Annotated in this window: 16 protein-coding genes; 8 read left to right on the forward strand and 8 right to left on the reverse strand. The window is 63.1% G+C overall.

Going from position 1 to position 16,133, the window contains the following annotated elements; genetic code table 11:
- Positions 1–24: 24 nt before the first annotated feature.
- The gene (locus LJX93_RS10630; RefSeq protein WP_033697271.1) at positions 25–1,704 is read left to right on the forward strand and encodes an MFS transporter; all 1,680 of its coding nucleotides are present in this window, start codon (positions 25–27) and stop codon (positions 1,702–1,704) included.
- Positions 1,705–1,772: 68 nt separating this feature from the next.
- On the opposite strand, the gene LJX93_RS10635 is transcribed toward LJX93_RS10630, so the two are convergent.
- Together LJX93_RS10635 and LJX93_RS10640 are read right to left on the reverse strand one after the other, a co-directional pair.
- Positions 1,773–2,342, reverse strand: a complete 570-nt coding sequence (locus LJX93_RS10635; RefSeq protein WP_033697272.1) for a hypothetical protein — start codon at positions 2,340–2,342, stop codon at positions 1,773–1,775.
- Between the two features lie 83 nt (positions 2,343–2,425).
- Positions 2,426–2,812, reverse strand: coding sequence for a VOC family protein (locus tag LJX93_RS10640; protein ID WP_033697273.1), 387 nt, complete (start codon positions 2,810–2,812; stop codon positions 2,426–2,428).
- Positions 2,813–3,028: 216 nt separating this feature from the next.
- Between LJX93_RS10640 and LJX93_RS10645 the strand changes: the two genes are divergently transcribed.
- Positions 3,029–3,934 carry a LysR family transcriptional regulator gene (locus tag LJX93_RS10645; RefSeq protein WP_227697160.1) on the forward strand — a complete coding sequence of 302 codons (906 nt, stop codon included), beginning with the start codon at positions 3,029–3,031 and terminating at the stop codon, positions 3,932–3,934.
- Positions 3,935–3,966: 32 nt separating this feature from the next.
- On the opposite strand, the gene LJX93_RS10650 is transcribed toward LJX93_RS10645, so the two are convergent.
- Positions 3,967–4,440: a YMGG-like glycine zipper-containing protein gene (locus LJX93_RS10650; RefSeq protein ID WP_047583536.1), complete on the reverse strand. Its 474-nt coding sequence runs from the start codon at positions 4,438–4,440 to the stop codon at positions 3,967–3,969.
- 166 nt (positions 4,441–4,606) lie between these two features.
- Here LJX93_RS10650 and LJX93_RS10655 point away from each other — a divergent pair, with 166 nt between their 5' ends.
- Positions 4,607–5,824, forward strand: a complete 1,218-nt coding sequence (locus LJX93_RS10655; RefSeq protein ID WP_047583537.1) for an MFS transporter — start codon at positions 4,607–4,609, stop codon at positions 5,822–5,824.
- Between the two features lie 13 nt (positions 5,825–5,837).
- Here the strand turns inward: LJX93_RS10655 and LJX93_RS10660 are convergent, their stop codons facing one another.
- Entirely contained in the window at positions 5,838–7,619 is a 1,782-nt protein-coding gene (locus LJX93_RS10660; protein WP_077068372.1) for a phosphoethanolamine transferase CptA, read from the reverse strand.
- 250 nt (positions 7,620–7,869) lie between these two features.
- On the opposite strand from LJX93_RS10660, the gene LJX93_RS10665 reads away from it, so the two are divergent.
- Entirely contained in the window at positions 7,870–8,031 is a 162-nt protein-coding gene (locus LJX93_RS10665; protein ID WP_077068373.1) for a DUF2986 domain-containing protein, read from the forward strand.
- A 19-nt stretch (positions 8,032–8,050) separates the two neighbouring features.
- Here the strand turns inward: LJX93_RS10665 and LJX93_RS10670 are convergent, their stop codons facing one another.
- Positions 8,051–8,428, reverse strand: coding sequence for a hypothetical protein (locus LJX93_RS10670; RefSeq protein ID WP_050506036.1), 378 nt, complete (start codon positions 8,426–8,428; stop codon positions 8,051–8,053).
- 279 nt (positions 8,429–8,707) lie between these two features.
- Entirely contained in the window at positions 8,708–9,298 is a 591-nt protein-coding gene (locus tag LJX93_RS10675) for a biliverdin-producing heme oxygenase (protein ID WP_033697278.1), read from the reverse strand.
- A gap of 136 nt (positions 9,299–9,434) precedes the next feature.
- Here LJX93_RS10675 and LJX93_RS10680 point away from each other — a divergent pair, with 136 nt between their 5' ends.
- A complete protein-coding gene (locus LJX93_RS10680) occupies positions 9,435–9,926 on the forward strand; it encodes a GNAT family N-acetyltransferase (RefSeq protein WP_033697279.1) in 492 nt (163 codons plus the stop codon).
- Positions 9,927–9,929: 3 nt separating this feature from the next.
- Here the strand turns inward: LJX93_RS10680 and LJX93_RS10685 are convergent, their stop codons facing one another.
- Positions 9,930–11,309, reverse strand: coding sequence for an APC family permease (locus LJX93_RS10685; protein ID WP_227697161.1), 1,380 nt, complete (start codon positions 11,307–11,309; stop codon positions 9,930–9,932).
- Between the two features lie 354 nt (positions 11,310–11,663).
- Here LJX93_RS10685 and LJX93_RS10690 point away from each other — a divergent pair, with 354 nt between their 5' ends.
- Genes LJX93_RS10690 through LJX93_RS10700 form a run of 3 tightly spaced genes read left to right on the forward strand, consistent with a single transcriptional unit; the run spans position 11,664 to position 15,425 of the window.
- A complete protein-coding gene (locus LJX93_RS10690) occupies positions 11,664–12,449 on the forward strand; it encodes a helix-turn-helix transcriptional regulator (RefSeq protein ID WP_050506037.1) in 786 nt (261 codons plus the stop codon).
- Between the two features lie 45 nt (positions 12,450–12,494).
- Positions 12,495–13,877 carry an aspartate aminotransferase family protein gene (locus LJX93_RS10695; RefSeq protein WP_033697281.1) on the forward strand — a complete coding sequence of 461 codons (1,383 nt, stop codon included), beginning with the start codon at positions 12,495–12,497 and terminating at the stop codon, positions 13,875–13,877.
- A 54-nt stretch (positions 13,878–13,931) separates the two neighbouring features.
- Positions 13,932–15,425 (forward strand): aldehyde dehydrogenase, encoded by a 1,494-nt coding sequence (locus tag LJX93_RS10700; protein WP_227697162.1) that lies wholly within the window; start codon positions 13,932–13,934, stop codon positions 15,423–15,425.
- Positions 15,426–15,545: 120 nt separating this feature from the next.
- On the opposite strand, the gene LJX93_RS10705 is transcribed toward LJX93_RS10700, so the two are convergent.
- Positions 15,546–16,094 (reverse strand): GNAT family N-acetyltransferase, encoded by a 549-nt coding sequence (locus LJX93_RS10705; RefSeq protein ID WP_227697163.1) that lies wholly within the window; start codon positions 16,092–16,094, stop codon positions 15,546–15,548.
- Positions 16,095–16,133: the final 39 nt, after the last annotated feature.

The following is a 16,133-nucleotide window of genomic DNA, read 5'->3' on the forward strand; positions in this document are numbered from 1 at the left end:
ATAACAACAAGACGGAGGCAACCCATGGCGGTTATCGACAGCGCATCCACGGGCAGTAGCGCGCCCCAACGCGGTATCACCCGGGAGGAGCGCAAGGTTATCTTCGCCTCGTCCCTGGGCACAGTGTTCGAATGGTACGACTTCTACCTGTACGGCTCACTGGCCGCGATCATCGCCAAGCACTTCTTTGCCGGCGTCAACGAGACCACCTCGTTCATCTTCGCCCTGTTGGCGTTTGCCGCAGGCTTTGCCGTGCGACCGTTTGGCGCCATCGTGTTCGGCCGGCTGGGCGATCTGATCGGGCGCAAGCACACCTTCCTGATCACCATCGTCATCATGGGCCTGTCCACCGCGTTGGTCGGGTTATTGCCCAGCTATACGACGATCGGCGTGGCCGCGCCGATCATCCTCATCACCCTGCGCCTGCTGCAAGGCCTGGCACTGGGCGGTGAATACGGAGGGGCGGCAACCTACGTGGCCGAACATGCGCCCAAGGGCCGGCGTGGCTTCTTTACCGCCTGGATCCAGACCACCGCGACCTTGGGGCTGTTCCTGTCGCTGCTGGTGATCCTGGCTTGCCGCACGGCCATGGGCACCGAGGCCTTCGAAGCCTGGGGCTGGCGCATTCCGTTCTTGCTGTCGATCCTGTTGCTGGCCATCTCGGTGTACATCCGTATGCAGCTCAACGAGTCGCCGGTGTTCTTGAAGATGAAGGCCGAGGGCAAGGCGTCCAAGGCGCCACTGACCGAATCGTTCGCCCGCTGGGAGAACCTCAAGGTGGTGATCATGTCGCTGCTCGGCGGTACCGCCGGCCAGGCCGTGGTGTGGTACACCGGGCAGTTCTATGCGCTGTTCTTCCTGTTGCAGACACTGAAGATCGACCCACAGACCGCCAACCTGCTGATTGCCGGTTCGCTGCTGATCGGCACGCCGTTCTTCATCATTTTCGGCAGCCTGTCGGACCGCATCGGGCGCAAGAAGATCATCATGGCTGGCTGCATCATCGCGGCGCTGACCTACTTCCCGATCTTCAAGGCGCTGACCGAGTACGGCAACCCCGACGTGTTCGTCGCTCAGGAGCAGAACCCCGTAGTGGTGGTGGCCGACCCCGGCCAGTGCGCGTTCCAGTTCGACCCGGTGGGCAAGGCCAAATTCACCAGCTCCTGCGACCTTGCCAAGAGCGTGCTGGCCAAGCGCGCGATCCCTTACTCCAACGAAAAGGCCGAGCCTGGCAGTGTGGCGCAGATCCGTATCGGCGAGCGGGTGATCCCGAGCTTTGACGGGCGCAGCCTGGCCGCAGCCGACTTCAAGGCGCAGAATGATGCCTTCACCGCCACCCTTGGCGGCGCGCTGAAAGAGGCGGGTTACCCCGAGAAGGCCGACCCTGCGAAAATCCACTACCCGATGGTGCTGTTGCTGCTGACTATCCTGGTGATCTACGTGACCATGGTCTACGGGCCGATTGCGGCCTGGCTGGTGGAGCTGTTCCCGGCGCGCATCCGTTACACCTCGATGTCGCTGCCGTACCACATCGGCAACGGCTGGTTCGGCGGCTTCCTGCCGACCGTGGCGTTTGCCATGGTGGCGGCGACCGGGGATATCTACTACGGCTTGTGGTACCCGATCGTGATCGCGCTGATGACGGCGGTGCTGGGGATCTTCTTCATGCCGGAGACCAAGGACCGGGACATCAGCCACACCTGATCCTGTCGCTGTATGCAGGAGCGCCCTGGCACGGGCGCCCCTGCAAGGGCGCATGGCGGGAAGTGGCGTCAGTCGAAATAGCCCCGCAGGGTAAAGGCGTACCCGGTATCCACCACTGCGGCTTCAGCCCTGCTCCAGCGCTTGCTCAAGACGAACTCGAACGCCGGCTCGTACAGCTCGTCGCGCACCACCGCACCGCCGAGCACCTCCACGTCGTACCAGCCATTTTCCAGCTCGATGATCGGCCTCCCCGGCGCCTGGTAGCGTGCCAGCAGGTCGCCGAGGGTCTTGTTGGTGAAGTGCTGCAGGATGCGCCAGGTATAAAGCATCACCGCACGGTGCTCGACGTGCAGTACATACCCAGAACGCTGATGCTTCAGCCGGCTGCCCGGTTCACGCAGGGCGGGTGTGTGGCCATCGAGGGTGAAGATGATCCGGTAGGGCAGGTTGTCGATGCCCGCCATGGGTAGCACCACGCCTTCGCGCACTGCCTGATCGCCGCTGTCGTCATGGGTGAACGCGTGGGCCAGGTCGTCGGCCAGGCCGTTTTCCTGCTTGAAGCGTTCGAGTAGCTGGATGTCGCCGACCAGGAAGTAATCGATCAGGTCGTTGAGGACTTCACTGAATTCGTGGCGCATTTGTTTTCCTTGTCAGGTGCGCAAGTGAGCAATCGCAACGCTAGCGGAGGGCGGGCCACATATGCCCGCCGGGCGGGCGGTCGCTAGTGTTTCTGGGCGATCTGGATCAGGTTGCCGCAGGTGTCGTCGAACACTGCCACAGTGACCGGCCCCACCACTGTGGGGGGTTGGGTGAATTGCACGCCGGCCGCGCACAACCGGGTGTACTCGGCCTGGATGTCGCGCACGCCGAAAGAAGTGGCGGGAATGCCGTCTTGCTTGAGCGCTGCCTTGTACACCTTGGCTGCGGGGTGGGCATCGGGTTCGAGCAGCAGCTCGACGCCATTGGGGTCGTGAGGTGAGGTGAGGGTCAGCCAGCGGTGCCGGCCCAGGGGGATGTCATGTTTGGGCATGAAGCCGAGCACGTAGTGATAGAAAGCCAAGGCCTTGGCCTGGTCGTCGACAAGGATGCTGGTGACCACGATCTTCATAGGCACACACCGTTTGCTGGGGCTCGTTCACTCTTAGTAAAGACGCTCGGGCCTATTTGACCAGTGGCAGGCTTCACAGGGCGCCAGTCGCCGGCTACAAAAAACATGCTCAAGCCATAGGTAAATCCTTCATCGGCCGATCCCCCGGCAGCCAGGCCGCACGTTACAGTGACAGGCAAAATCCCCGAGCGCCCAGACAGCGCCAGAGAGGTACCTGTGGCTTCCTATACCTTGCGACAACTCAAGTATTTCGTCACCACCGTGGAGGCCGGCAGTGTCGCCGAGGCCTCGCGCCAGCTGTACATCGCCCAGCCGTCGATTTCCACGGCAATCAAGAGCCTGGAAGAAAGCTTTGGCGTGCAGTTGTTCATCCGCCACCACGCCCAAGGTGTGTCATTGACCCCCAGCGGCAAGCGCTTTTACGCCAAGACCAAATCGCTGCTGCAAATGGCCCACGAGTTCGAGCAGAACGCACTGGCGGACAACGACACCGTGGCCGGGCAGATCGACATCGGCTGTTTCGAAACGGTGGCCCCGCTGTACCTGCCGCGGCTGATCGCCGGTTTTCGCGAGCGTTACCCGGGCGTCGATATCCGCCTGCGCGATGGCGAGCAGCAGGACCTGATCCAGGGCCTGACCGCCGGCACCTTCGACCTGGTGTTTCTCTACGACCACGACCTGGATGGCACGATCGAGGCCGAGCCACTGATGCCGCCGCAAAAACCCTATGTGCTGTTGCCCGAAAAGCACCGCTTCGCCGGGCAAAGCCAGGTGTCGCTGCGCGACCTCTGCCCCGAACCGATGATTCTGCTGGACGTGGCACCCAGCCGTACCTACTTCGTCAGCCTGTTCAACGAAATGGGGTTGACCCCCAACATCGTCTTCAGCTCGCCGTCGATCGAGATGGTGCGCGGCATGGTCGGGCAGGGGTTCGGCTTTTCGTTGCTGGTGACACGCCCGCATTCGGAGTGCACCTACGACGGGCAGCGCCTGGCGATGGTGGACATCGCCGAGCCGGTGGCGTTGTCAGGGCTGGCGGCAGCCCGCTTGAAGCGGGTACAGCTGACCAAACCGGCGCAGCTGTTCGTGGAGTTCTGCCGTGAAGAACTGGCCAAATTATGATGCGCGCCGCTGGGCTGGCCCGTGCCTGAGGGTCAAGGGTTGAGCTGATACCCGCGCCCCTGCAAGCAACCACTGTACGCGCTGGCATGGGCCGAGCTCTGCGCCTGGTCCTGCGTGCGCCGATCCTCTCGACGGTCCTGGCGCTGGCGCATGCCACCGACCGCAGCCCCGGCGGCGGCGGTTTCACCGGCACGGTTCTGCCGGTACGCCTGCTTGGCATCGTCACTGGCCCGGTCATACACCTCGTCATGCTGATTGCCACGCACCTGCGCACCTACGGCACCTGCGGCAGCACCTGCCGCTGCGCCGCGAACCCGGCCACCGACGTGGGCATCGCTGGAAGTCGCGGTGCTGTTCGCGGCATTGGTTGCGACGCTATTGCACTCATTGATGTCCTGTTGCATCTGCTGGCTGCTCTGGCCCTTCAGCGGCACCACTGTCTGCGCCTGGGCGGCAGGTGCTGTGCATAGCAGCACCAGCAGGTAACTCCAAGTAAACGAACGCATGGCACACCTCCTGTGGGCGTGACCCCCTTTCACAGGATAGTCCGTGCGAAACAAAACACCGACTGCTCTCGGACTTGCGGGCCGTTTTACATTCATTGCGTATGATAATAAGATCGCAATCATACGAAGTGTATGTAAAACGTTTTTTCCCTAAGGAGAGCCGATCATGCTCAGCCCCTACCGCCAACTGTTCCAGGCCAAAGGCACGGCAGGTTTTGCCCTGGCTGGCCTGGTGGCTCGCTTGCCCTTGCCGATGATGGGCATCGGCATCATCACCATGCTGGCGCAACTGCGCGGCAGCTATGGCCTGGCGGGCGCCGTGGCGGCGACGTTCGTGTTGACCTATGCGCTGATGTCGCCTCAGGTGTCCGCCCTGGTCGATCGGCACGGCCAGCGCCGTGTGCTGCCTGTCGCTGCCGCCTTGAGTGTGGTGGGCATACTGTTGCTGTTGGCGTGCAGCGGGTGGCAGGCGCCTGACTGGAGTCTGTTCATCGGGGCCGCGCTGGCAGGCTTGATGCCCAGCCTGTCGGCGATGGTGCGTGCGCGCTGGACGGCGCTTTACCGGGGTACACCGCAGTTGCAGATGGCCTATTCGCTGGAAACGGTACTCGACGAGCTCACCTTCATCGCCGGGCCACCGCTGTCGGTAGGGCTGTGCGTGGGGCTGTCGCCCCAGGCCGGGCCCTTGGCGGCGGCGGTGCTGCTGGCGATCGGGGTGTTCGCGCTGGTCGTTCAAACCGGCACCGAGCCAGCGGTGGACGCAGACGCAGGCGCTTTGAATGGTCAGAGGTCGGTGTTGCGGCGCTTGGAGGTACAGTTGCTGGCACTGTTGATGGTAGCCATGGGGGTGATCGTGGGCAGCGTCGATATCGTCAGTGTGGCATTCGCCGAACAGGCCGGCATGCCGGCCGCGGCCAGCCTGGTGCTGGCGTGCTACGCCATTGGCTCATGCGCGGCGGGGCTGGTGTTCGGTGCCTTGAAATTGCCAATGCCACCGCACCGGCTGTTGCTGCTCGGCGGCCTGGCGACGGCGGCGACGACCCTGCCGTTGCTGCTGGCGGGCAGCGTTTTCGCGCTTGCAGGCGCCGTGCTGTTGGCAGGCCTGTTCTTCGCACCGACCCTGATCGTGGCGATGTCGCTGGTGGAGCGCAGCGTGCCCGCGCACCAGCTCACCGAAGGCATGACCTGGCTGTTGGCCGGGCTGAATGTCGGCGTCGCGCTGGGGGCTTTGGCCTCAGGGCAGGTGGTCGACCTGCTGGGGGCCACGGCGGGCTACCAGGTGGCCGTGGCCGCAGGGGTTGCCGTTGCGCTGGTTGCGCTGGGCAGTTACCGGCGCCTGGGCGCGGTGGCCGGTGCGGCACTGCCAGGCGCTTGCACCGGTTGATAGCACCGGTCGATCAGTTGAGGTTGTTGCCTGGCTGCGCCTTGGCGCTACTGGCAGTCTCCTGCACCCGTGCGGCCTTGTCCTGGGGCAGTTTGTCGAACTCGCGCAGGCCGTTGTTGCGGTAAGGGTCACCGATCCAGCGCGGCGCCACCACGAACTGCGAGTTGACGATGCTTTTTGCCGGCTCGTAGTGGTCATAGCTGAGCCCGGCCAGGTCGGACAGGGTGTGGATCAAGTGCGAGCTGCTGTAGGGGCGGTTGGCCATGGCCTGCAGGTCGCGTGGGTGGGCCGCCTGCCAGCTCGGCGAGGTCCAGAGCAGGAACGGGATGGTGTACATCGGCCGGGTCGGGGCACCTTCGTTGCGCCCTAGGCGGTCATGATCGCCAGAGCTGTAGACATCTTCGCCATGGTCGGAGAGGTACAGCAGGAAGCCGTTGGGGGTACTGGCCGAGTAACGCTTGATCAGGCTGGCGACGACGTGGTCGTTGTAACGCACCGCGTTGTCGTAGAAGTTGTAGGTTTCTGCCTGGCTCTGCGTCAGCTTGGCCGGTACGCCCTGGCGATCGGTGAAGTGCTGGTAGGTTTTCGGGTAACGGTAGCGGTAATCCATGTGCGTACCCAGCAGATGGATGATGATGAACTTGTTCGGTGCAGGGTCTTGCAACGCCTTCTGGAACGGGTCCAGCACCACCTCGTCGTACTGGCTGGCATTCTGGTTGCGCTGGTTGTTCAGGTAGACCGGTGCATCCGTTTGCTGGGAGAAGGTGGTCAGCATCGTGTTGCGCTTGGTCATCGTCTGCTGGTTGGTGATCCAGAAGGTCTTGTACCCCGCCTGTTTCATCAGGTTGATCAGCGACGGGTCGGTGAGGAAGCGGTCCGGGTGCTGTTCGTCACCGAAGGTAAGGATCTGCTGCATCACTTCGATGGTGTAGGGGCGCGGCGAAACGACGTTTTGAAACACCGTCAGGCCCTTGTCGCTGGCCGCCAGCGCGTCGAGATTCGGTGTGGTATCGCGCGGGTAGCCATACAAGTGCATGTGCTCGCGGGTGGTCGATTCGCCCAGCACCAATACCAGCGTGCGCGGTGTGTCCCCGCTGCTGTTGCGCAGGTTCTGCAAGGGCGGCAGCGCGGCGTTCTGTGCCAGCAGCTGCTGCATGTTGTTCAGTTGCTGGCGATATTGCCTGTAACCAACCAGCAGTTGCCAGGGCACGGCGGGCTCCATGCGCTGCTGGACCTTTTCTGCGGCGTCGAGGAAGTTGCGTTCCTGGGTAACCATCTGCTTGTAGAAGGGGTAGACCAGGTTGGCCAGCAACAGCAGGACAACTACCGGGATTCGGCTGCGCATAGGCAAGGTGACCGGGCGCACGCGTTTCCACAGCACCACGGCAACCAGGCTGTACAGCAGCAGCGCCAGGCCCAGCCAGAGGCTGAAATACTGGCTGAAGTATTCGCCGGCCTCGGCGGTGTTGGACTCGAACATCACGAAGATGACGCTTTGCGAGAACTCCTGGCGATAGATGCCGAAGTAGCTCAGGCCTACCAGCGAAGCGCCCCACAGCACCAGGCCGATGACCGCCGAAGTGGCCCGGGTGAAGCGCGGCAGCAGCAGCACCGGGGCCAGCCACAGGCTGCTGAGGAACAGCGCATCGCGAAAACCGGCAAACCCTGTGGTGCCGCTGAACAGCAGCAGCGCTTGGGTAACGCCGGAAAAATACCAGAAGAACAGCAGGAGCCAGCCCAGGCCGGCCCAGTCCACCCGTTTGCGCGGGGAGGGGGTTGTTGTAGTGTCTGACACGTATGCCTCGTTGAACCTTGGCAGCCACCCAATGTGCGGGCGGCCGGAAAGGGCGTGACGCTAATCTGATGGCTGTGAAAATAACGTCAATGCCGTTGGCAAGGAGGCCCAGCCGTATTGCGCCATTGCGCGAACTGTCAAGGGCGCCAACGCTTGTCCTGTAATGGGTGCGATAACTTAACCCGTGGTCCCCGCCACGCGTGCAGGTATGATGTCGGCAGCGTAACCAGACCTACAGGCGCAGTGGAATATGAACCGTCGTAAAAAGATCAAACAGTTGATGCAGGCACATGCCAAGAAGGCCAGTGCCAAGCTGGCGCCCAAGAGCAAGCCCAAGTACATCAGTAAAGCCGACCGGTTGAAGCTGGCAGCCGAAGCTGCCGAGGGTACGGTTTCAGACGCCCAGAGCTGAGCGGGTGGGGGCTGGCGTATCAACGGCGATAGTAACGATGGTCGTCCTGGTAGCGGTGATGCATCGCCCGCTCATGATGACGCTCCCAGTCTCGCCGGCGTTCCCAGTCGCGACGGCGCTCGGCTTCGCGGCGGGCTTGTTCCCGGCGCCACTGGTCGCGGCGCCAGTCGCCTCGGTGATCGTGCCAACGGTCGTCGTGCCGGTAGCGGTCATCATGGGCGAGCAAGGGCGCTGAGTGCTCGCCAGCCAGGCTGGCCACGCTGGGCCAGGGGGATTCGGCAGGGGCTGCGACAGGCGAGGCAGTGTTCGGGGTTTTCATTTGTGATGCGGATGCCGAGCCCACCGCCGCGAAGGTGAACAGGCCGAGAAGCATCAACCGTGCGACATGCATTTTCATCAGCGAAGGCAACCTCTGGTAAACCATTTTTCCTGAGCACATAGACCTTTTAATTGGGAAAAGTTCTGGTGGGGTAGGTTTGATGGTTGTCTTGGGCTCGGGTGCTCGCGCGGTGTTTTGGGGGTTCCTGGCTTGAGGTTTTCAGCGCCTGTGAGATCGAGCGCCGCGCGGGCGGCGCTCGATCTTGTAGGCGCTGAAACTCCCAAGGCATGCACGGCGGCGCTCGATCTCACAGGCGCTGAAGATCCAATGCCAGGCACCAGTCAGCCCCCCACACCATCACCCCCCGGCAAACACCGCACGCAAATGCCCCCGATAACTGTCAAACGCCGCAATCACCCCCGCAATCACCTCAACCTCTTCCCCAGCATCAAGCGCCAGGCCATCAACCCTGGCAACAAACTCCCGCCAGTGCAGGGCACGCCCGTCGGGATGTGGCGCCAGGTGCCGAGCCCCCTCGTTGCCGTCCAGGCCCAGGCGCTGGGTTTGCTTGAACAAAAACGCCGCCCCAAGGTTCGACCCCTCGCTGCAATACAGCCAACCCAAAGCCTGGGCCGGGCTGGCACTGACCGTCGGCGGCGCCGAAGGCAGCGCCAGGCCCAGGTCAAGCAGATCGCGCTCGACCGCCGCGAAACGCGACAATTGCATCAGCCCCGGCAGGCGATCGTTGAGCAACTCATCGTGGTACAACGCCAGCAGGCTGCCATGGAAGCGGTGTTGCACCTGCAGAAAGCGCGCATAGCGCTCACGGTCTTCGAAGGGGCGTGCGGCCATGACCAGTTCATCGACACTGTCGTGGTCGCGGCTGCTGGACGCCTTCAGGCGCGCGCAGCGGCCGGGGACGGTGAGGCGCGTGGCGGTTGCAGTCATCGGGGATTTCCATGTCGAAGTGGCAAAAGGGCATGGTAATAAGATCACTCAGCCCAGGAAACGATCCTGTCATGCCGAAAATAAACGGCAGTGATTTATCATGCAGCCTGTTGTCATGTCCCAAAGGAGTCAGCGCATGAGCGCCCCCCAGTTCCGCAACCCCGAACCCACCGACGCTGAACGCTGCTACGCGATCGAAATCGGCGCCTATGAGGGGGATGAAGCGGCAACCCTGGAAAAAATCCGCACCCGCATCGCGCAGTACCCCGAAGGGTTCCTACTGCTCGAAGCCGAGGGTGAAACCGTCGGCTTCATCAACAGTGGCTGTGCCCATGACGTGGTCATGTCCGACGAAGCCTTCAAGGAACTGGTCGGCCATGACCCGGCGGCGCCCAACGTGGTGATCATGTCGGTCGTGGTCGACCCCGCCCATCAGGGCAAAGGCTATGCGAAGCTGCTGATGGGCGCGTTCATCCAGCGCATGAAGGCGCAAGGCAAGCAGACCATCCACCTGATGTGCAAGGAGCAGCATGTCGCGCTGTACGCCAAGCTCGGCTACGCCTACGTTAAACCGTCGCCGTCCGACCACGGCGGCATGGCCTGGCACGAAATGCTCATGACGCTCTGAGCGTCATTCGGCCATCTGCAACTCGGGCAGTTTCACCCGAAACGCCCGGGTCAGCCCGAGCAGGCAGAGGAAGCCCACGGCCATCCAGCACAGCCCGATGGTGAACGACAGGCTCGACAGGCTGCTCCACAGCCAGAGCGTGCTGAGAAACCCCAACCCCGGAATCGCGCCATACAGCAGGTAATTGCGGGTGCCGCGCAGCTTCTGGTCGACCAGGTAGTGCTTGACCACCGCCAGGTTGACTGCCGAAAAGGCGAACAGCGCACCGAAGCTGATCATGTTGGCGACTGTGTCCAAGGTGATGACCAGGGCGATCAGCGAGAGGATGCTGACCAGCATGATGGCCGCAGCCGGTACGCGTTTTTTCGTCACCAACTGGCCAAACACCCCTGGCAACGCACCATCGCGGCCCATGGCGAACAGCACCCGCGACACGCTTGCCTGGGAGACCATGGCCGAGGCGAAGCAGCCGGCCACGTAGGTGGCGGTAAACGCCGTCACCAGCAGTTCACCGCCGACCCGGCGCATCACGTCCACCGAGGCCGAATCGGGGTCGGAGAAGGCGCCCCACTCGGGGAAGACCATCTGCGCGCAGTACGACACCACCAGAAACAGCAGGCCACCGATCAGCGACACGGCCATGATCGCCAGTGGGATGCGAAACGTCGGGTTGCTGGTTTCCTCGGCCATGGTCGAAACCGCGTCGAAACCAAGGAACGACAGGCACAGCACCGCGGCACCGGTCATGATTAGCGGCACGCTGAACCCTTCGTGGTGGAAGGGGGCAAGCAGTGACACCGGCGCCGATTGACCCGCCAGGTTGTTGATCGACAAGCCGACGAACACGACGATGAACACCAGTTGCACAACCACCAGGATCCAGTTGACCCGGGTAATCGACTCGATGCCAATCAGGTTGAGGAAGGTCACCAGGGCGATGGAGCCGGCAACCCATACCCAGGCGTGGATGGCCGGGAAGTACTCCGACATGTAGATGCCGATCAGCAGGTAGCTGAGCAACGGCAAAAAGATGTAATCGAGCAGCAGCGTCCAGCCGGCCATGAAGCCGATGTGGGTGCCAAATGCCTTGCGGGTGTAGGTGTACACCGAGCCGGAGTAGGGGTGCGCCTGCACCATGCGGCCGTAGCTGTAGGCAGTCAACAGCATGGCGGCGAGGGTCAGCAGGTAGGCGGTGGGCAGGTGCCCCTTGGTCATCTGGGTGACCAGGCCATAGGTGGTGAACACCGCCAGGGGCACCATGTAGGCGAGGCCGAACAGCACCAGGGCGCTGAGCCCCATGGACTTTCTGAAGCGGCCGGAAGACGCGGAGGGTGACGAGGCGTTGGCGGAGTGGGTCTGGGCCGTAGTTGTTGTTGTATGCATTGCGAACTCCTGAAATCGGATGCAGGACGCCGCAGTATGCGAGCGGGCTCGATACTGTTGAGGGGCCATGAAAGGAGGCTGGGCCAGCTTGGGTTGCGCAGCCCTCAGGGGTGGGGCCGGACGATGCTCCCATACCCCGGGCCCGCTCGAAATCACCCTTTGGGGTGAGCCGCTGGTCGCCTGAAAACGCTCACCCCAAAGGGTGATTTCGGTCTTCGCCTGGCCATGGGAGTATCTGGAAACAACGCGCCGCCCCGACGGCGATACCGTTTTCCCGCTACCGGCAGATTTCCAGTGACCAGTGATCAATTGGCTTCAACACAGTGGTTCGAGCACATTGCCAGGGTTACCGACATGATCGGCCAACCGGGCTTTGCCGCCACCTTGTTCGCAGCGCTCGGGGTGATCCGGCCCATCCAGGCCACCACGGTCTACCTCTACCCGCATGACGGCATGCCATGCGCGTTGTTCGAGCAGGATGACAAGGCTCCCTGGCAGCCAGAAGGCAACGTCAGCCGCTACCTTTCCGGCTTCTATCTGCTCGACCCGTTCTACGGCGCCTGCGTCGAGCAGGTCGCGTCGGGCTGCTATGGCCTGTTCGACGTGGCGCCCGACCACTTCGAAGTGAGTGAGTACTACCAGTCGTTCTACCGCCATTCACACCTGGAGGATGAGCTCAATTACATCCTGCAGGTCGCGCCCGGCCAGAGCCTGGCAGTGTCGCTGGCCTTCACCGACAAGCTGGACGCCCCAAGCCGCGACCTGTTCGGGCGCATCACGCCCTGGGTGCTGGCGGTACTCAGCAAGCACTTTGCCGGGCTGGGCAGCCGCGGTGGGCGTTTCGAGAATGTGCTGGAGCAACGCATCCATGCCGCCCTCAACAACTTCGGCAGTTCGTTGCTGACGATGCGCGAATGCCGCATTGCCCAGCTCATCTTGCGTGGCCACTCGACCAAGTCCCTGGCCGAGCGCCTGGGGGTTTCGGAAGACACCATCAAGTCACACCGCAAGCATGTCTACGCCAAGCTCGACATCGGCACGCAGTCCGAGCTGTTCTCCTTGTTCATCGACGCGCTGGCCAATGCCCAGGGCGTGCTGGGCAAGGACCCGCTGGAAAGCTACATGGGCAAGCTTCGCTAAGCGCAGCCGCCTCGCCCGCCCCTATAACCACAAGGAAACCCGCCAATGAACGCGCCTTTTGCCCCCAAACGCCAGACCCGTGACTACCAGGCCGCTGACGCGGCGCACCACATCCATGCCTTCCTCGACCAGAAGGCGCTCAATGCCGAAGGCCCGCGGGTCATGGTCGGTGGCGAACGGCTGCACCTGTGGGACAGCGAGGGCAAGCGCTACCTGGACGGTATGTCGGGCCTGTGGTGCACCCAGTTGGGTTACGGGCGCAAGGACCTGACCGCCGCGGCCGCCGCACAGATGGACCAGCTGGCCTACTACAACATGTTCTTCCACACCACCCACCCGGCGGTGATCGAACTGTCCGAACTGCTGTTCAGCTTGCTGCCAGGCCACTACAGCCACGCGATCTACACCAACTCCGGGTCCGAGGCCAATGAAGTGCTGATCCGTACCGTGCGCCGTTACTGGCAGGTGGTCGGCCAGCCGAACAAGAAGGTCATGATCGGCCGCTGGAACGGCTACCACGGCTCGACCCTGGCGGCCACGGCCCTGGGCGGGATGAAGTTCATGCACGAGATGGGCGGGCTGATCCCGGACGTGGCGCACATCGACGAACCGTACTGGTACGCCGAGGGCGGTGACCTTACCCCGGCCGAGTTCGGCCGGCGTTGCGCCCTGCAGCTGGAGGAGAAGATCCTCGAATTGGGCGCGGAAAACGTCGCAGGCTTTGTCGCCGAACCCTTCCAGGGCGCTGGGGGCATGATCTTCCCGCCGGAAAGCTACTGGCCCGAGATCCAGCGCATCTGCCGCCAGTACGACGTGTTGCTGTGTGCCGACGAAGTGATCGGCGGCTTTGGTCGCACCGGCGAGTGGTTTGCCCATGAGTATTTCGGTTTCGAGCCGGACACGCTGTCGATCGCCAAGGGCTTGACCAGCGGCTACGTGCCCATGGGTGGCCTGGTGTTGAGCAAGCGCATCGCCGAGGCATTGGTGGAGCGCGGCGGGGTGTTTGCCCACGGCCTGACCTATTCGGGCCACCCGGTGGCGGCGGCGGTGGCCATCGCCAACCTCAAGGCGCTGCGTGACGAAGGCATCGTGCGTCAGGTCAAGGACGACACCGGGCCGTACTTGCAGCGCATCCTGCGCGAAGTGTTCGCCGACCACCCGCTGATTGGCCAGGTGCAGGGTGCCGGCCTGGTGGCGGCGCTGCAGTTTGCCGAGCACAAGCCGAGCCGCAAGCGTTTTGCCAACGAGAACGACCTGGCCTGGCAATGCCGCACCTTCGGTTTCGAGGAAGGCTTGATCATTCGCTCGACGTTGGGGCGGATGATCATGGCGCCGGCATTGGTGGCCAACCGCGCCGAGCTGGACGAGCTGGTCGACAAGACCCGCATTGCCGTGGACCGCACTGCCAAGTTGGTGGGCAGGCTCTGAGTATCTGGGGCCGCAAGGCAGCCGCAAAATCCAAGACAGTCGTATGGAGCGCAAATGAAAAGTCTCGAATACTGGCAAACCCGCGCCGCAGGCCTGCGTTTTCTCGACAAGGCCTTGATCGGCAGCCAGCAGGTGAGCGCCAACTCCGGCGCCACCTTCGCGGCCATCAACCCGGCCACCCAGCAGGTGCTGGCGCAGGTTGCCGCCTGCGCTGAGGCCGAAGTCGACCTCGCGGTGGCCACCGCACGGCGGGCCTTCGAACAGGGCGCATGGTCGCGCATGGCCCCGGTCGACCGCAAGAAAGTCCTGCTGCGCCTGGCCGAGCTGATCATGGCCAATCGCGAAGAGCTGGCACTGCTGGACTCGTTGAACATGGGCAAACCGGTGATGGATGCCTACACCCTCGACGTGCCTGGCTCGGCGCATGTCTTCGCCTGGTATGGCGAGGCGCTGGACAAGCTGTACGATCAGGTGGCCCCCACGGCGCCCAGCGCGCTGGCCACGATCACCCGCGAAGCGCTGGGCGTGGTCGCCGCCGTGGTGCCGTGGAACTTCCCGCTCGACATGGCCGCGTGGAAGCTTGCGCCGGCGCTGGCCGCCGGCAACAGCGTGGTGCTCAAGCCTGCCGAGCAGTCACCGTTCTCAGCGCTGCGCCTGGCGCAACTGGCGCTGGAGGCCGGTTTGCCGGAAGGCGTGCTGAATGTGGTGCCCGGCCTGGGTGAACAGGCGGGTCGGGCGCTGGGGTTGCACCCGGACGTCGACTGCCTGGTGTTCACCGGCTCTACCCAGGTCGGTAAATACTTCATGCAGTACTCGGCGCAGTCCAATCTCAAGCAGGTCTGGCTGGAGTGTGGCGGCAAGAGCGCTAACCTGGTGTTCGAAAACTGCCAGGACCTGGACCTGGCGGCGGAAAAAGCGGCATTCGGCATTTTCTTCAACCAGGGTGAGGTGTGCTCGGCGAATTCGCGCTTGTACGTGCAGCGTTCGATCCACGATGAGTTCATCGAACGCCTGCAAGCCAAGGCCCGCCAATGGATGCCAGGCAACCCGCTGGACCCTGCGAGCCGCGCGGGTGCAATTGTCGATGCCGAGCAGACCGGCCGCATCAAGGCCGCCATCGACCATGCGCACGAGCAGGGCGCTCGGCTGGTGTGCGGTGGCCGGCGCCTGACCCTGGGCGGGTCGGACAACTACATCGAGCCGAGCATTTTTGCCGGGGTCGAGGCCAGCATGAGCCTGGCCCGGGAGGAAGTGTTCGGGCCGGTGCTGGCGGTCAGCGCGTTCGACAGCGAGGAGCAGGCCGTGCGCTTGGCCAACGATAGTGTCTATGGCCTGGCCGCGTCGGTATGGAGCGATGACTTCAACCAGGTGCATCGCGTGGCGCGGGCGTTGAAGGTGGGCACCGTTTCGGTCAATACGGTGGATGCGCTGGATGTCACGGTGCCCTTTGGTGGGGGCAAGCAGTCGGGGTTTGGTCGCGACCTGTCGTTGCATTCGTTCGACAAATACTCGCAGCTCAAGACCACTTGGTATCAGCTGCGCGCGTGACGCAGGCCAGTTCATACGTATGCGGCGCCTGGCTTGGGGTTGGCGGTGGGGCGGAGATCGAGGGCAGCCCGCCCCCCGAAAAACCACGACAGGCACCTAGGCGCCTCACACCCTACCCATCTACTGCTCGCTGCACTCCAGCCACTGCGGGTAGGTGATGCAACGGATGTGCTCGGTCCGATAGCCCTGCAAAAACGCGTTGTACTTGTTTTCCTCGGTGTGGTGATAACGGAACCCACACTTCGACTGGGCAGCATGAGACTGAGTGTTCTCCGCGAAATAGCCACACCACAGCGCCTTGAGTTTCAGGGTTTCAAACGCGTGCCGCATCACTTCCCGCACGGCCTCCGGAATCAGGCCTTGGCCCCAGTACGGCACACCGATCCAGTAGGCGATTTCGCCTTCCTGCTCACTGATCTCGAAATGGCTGTTGGCCCCAATGAGAATGCCGACACACCCTACCGCACGGCCATTCTCCTTCAGCTCCACCGCATAGACTTCGGGGTGATTGAAGACCGTGCGGATGATCTCGGCACTGTTCTGCACGCTGGTGTGCGGGGGCCACCCGGCCCTGGGGCCGACGCGGTCGTCCTTGGCATATTCGTACAAGTCCGCGGCATCTGTGTCTTGCCAAGGGCGCAGCAGCAATCGTTCTGTTTCAAGTCGCATATCCTGGACTCATCCTGGGTTGGCTCGGGGTGACAGGGT

It is taken from the genome of Pseudomonas sp. HN2-3 (genome assembly GCF_020691745.1).
GTDB classification, from domain to species: domain Bacteria; phylum Pseudomonadota; class Gammaproteobacteria; order Pseudomonadales; family Pseudomonadaceae; genus Aquipseudomonas; species Aquipseudomonas capeferrum.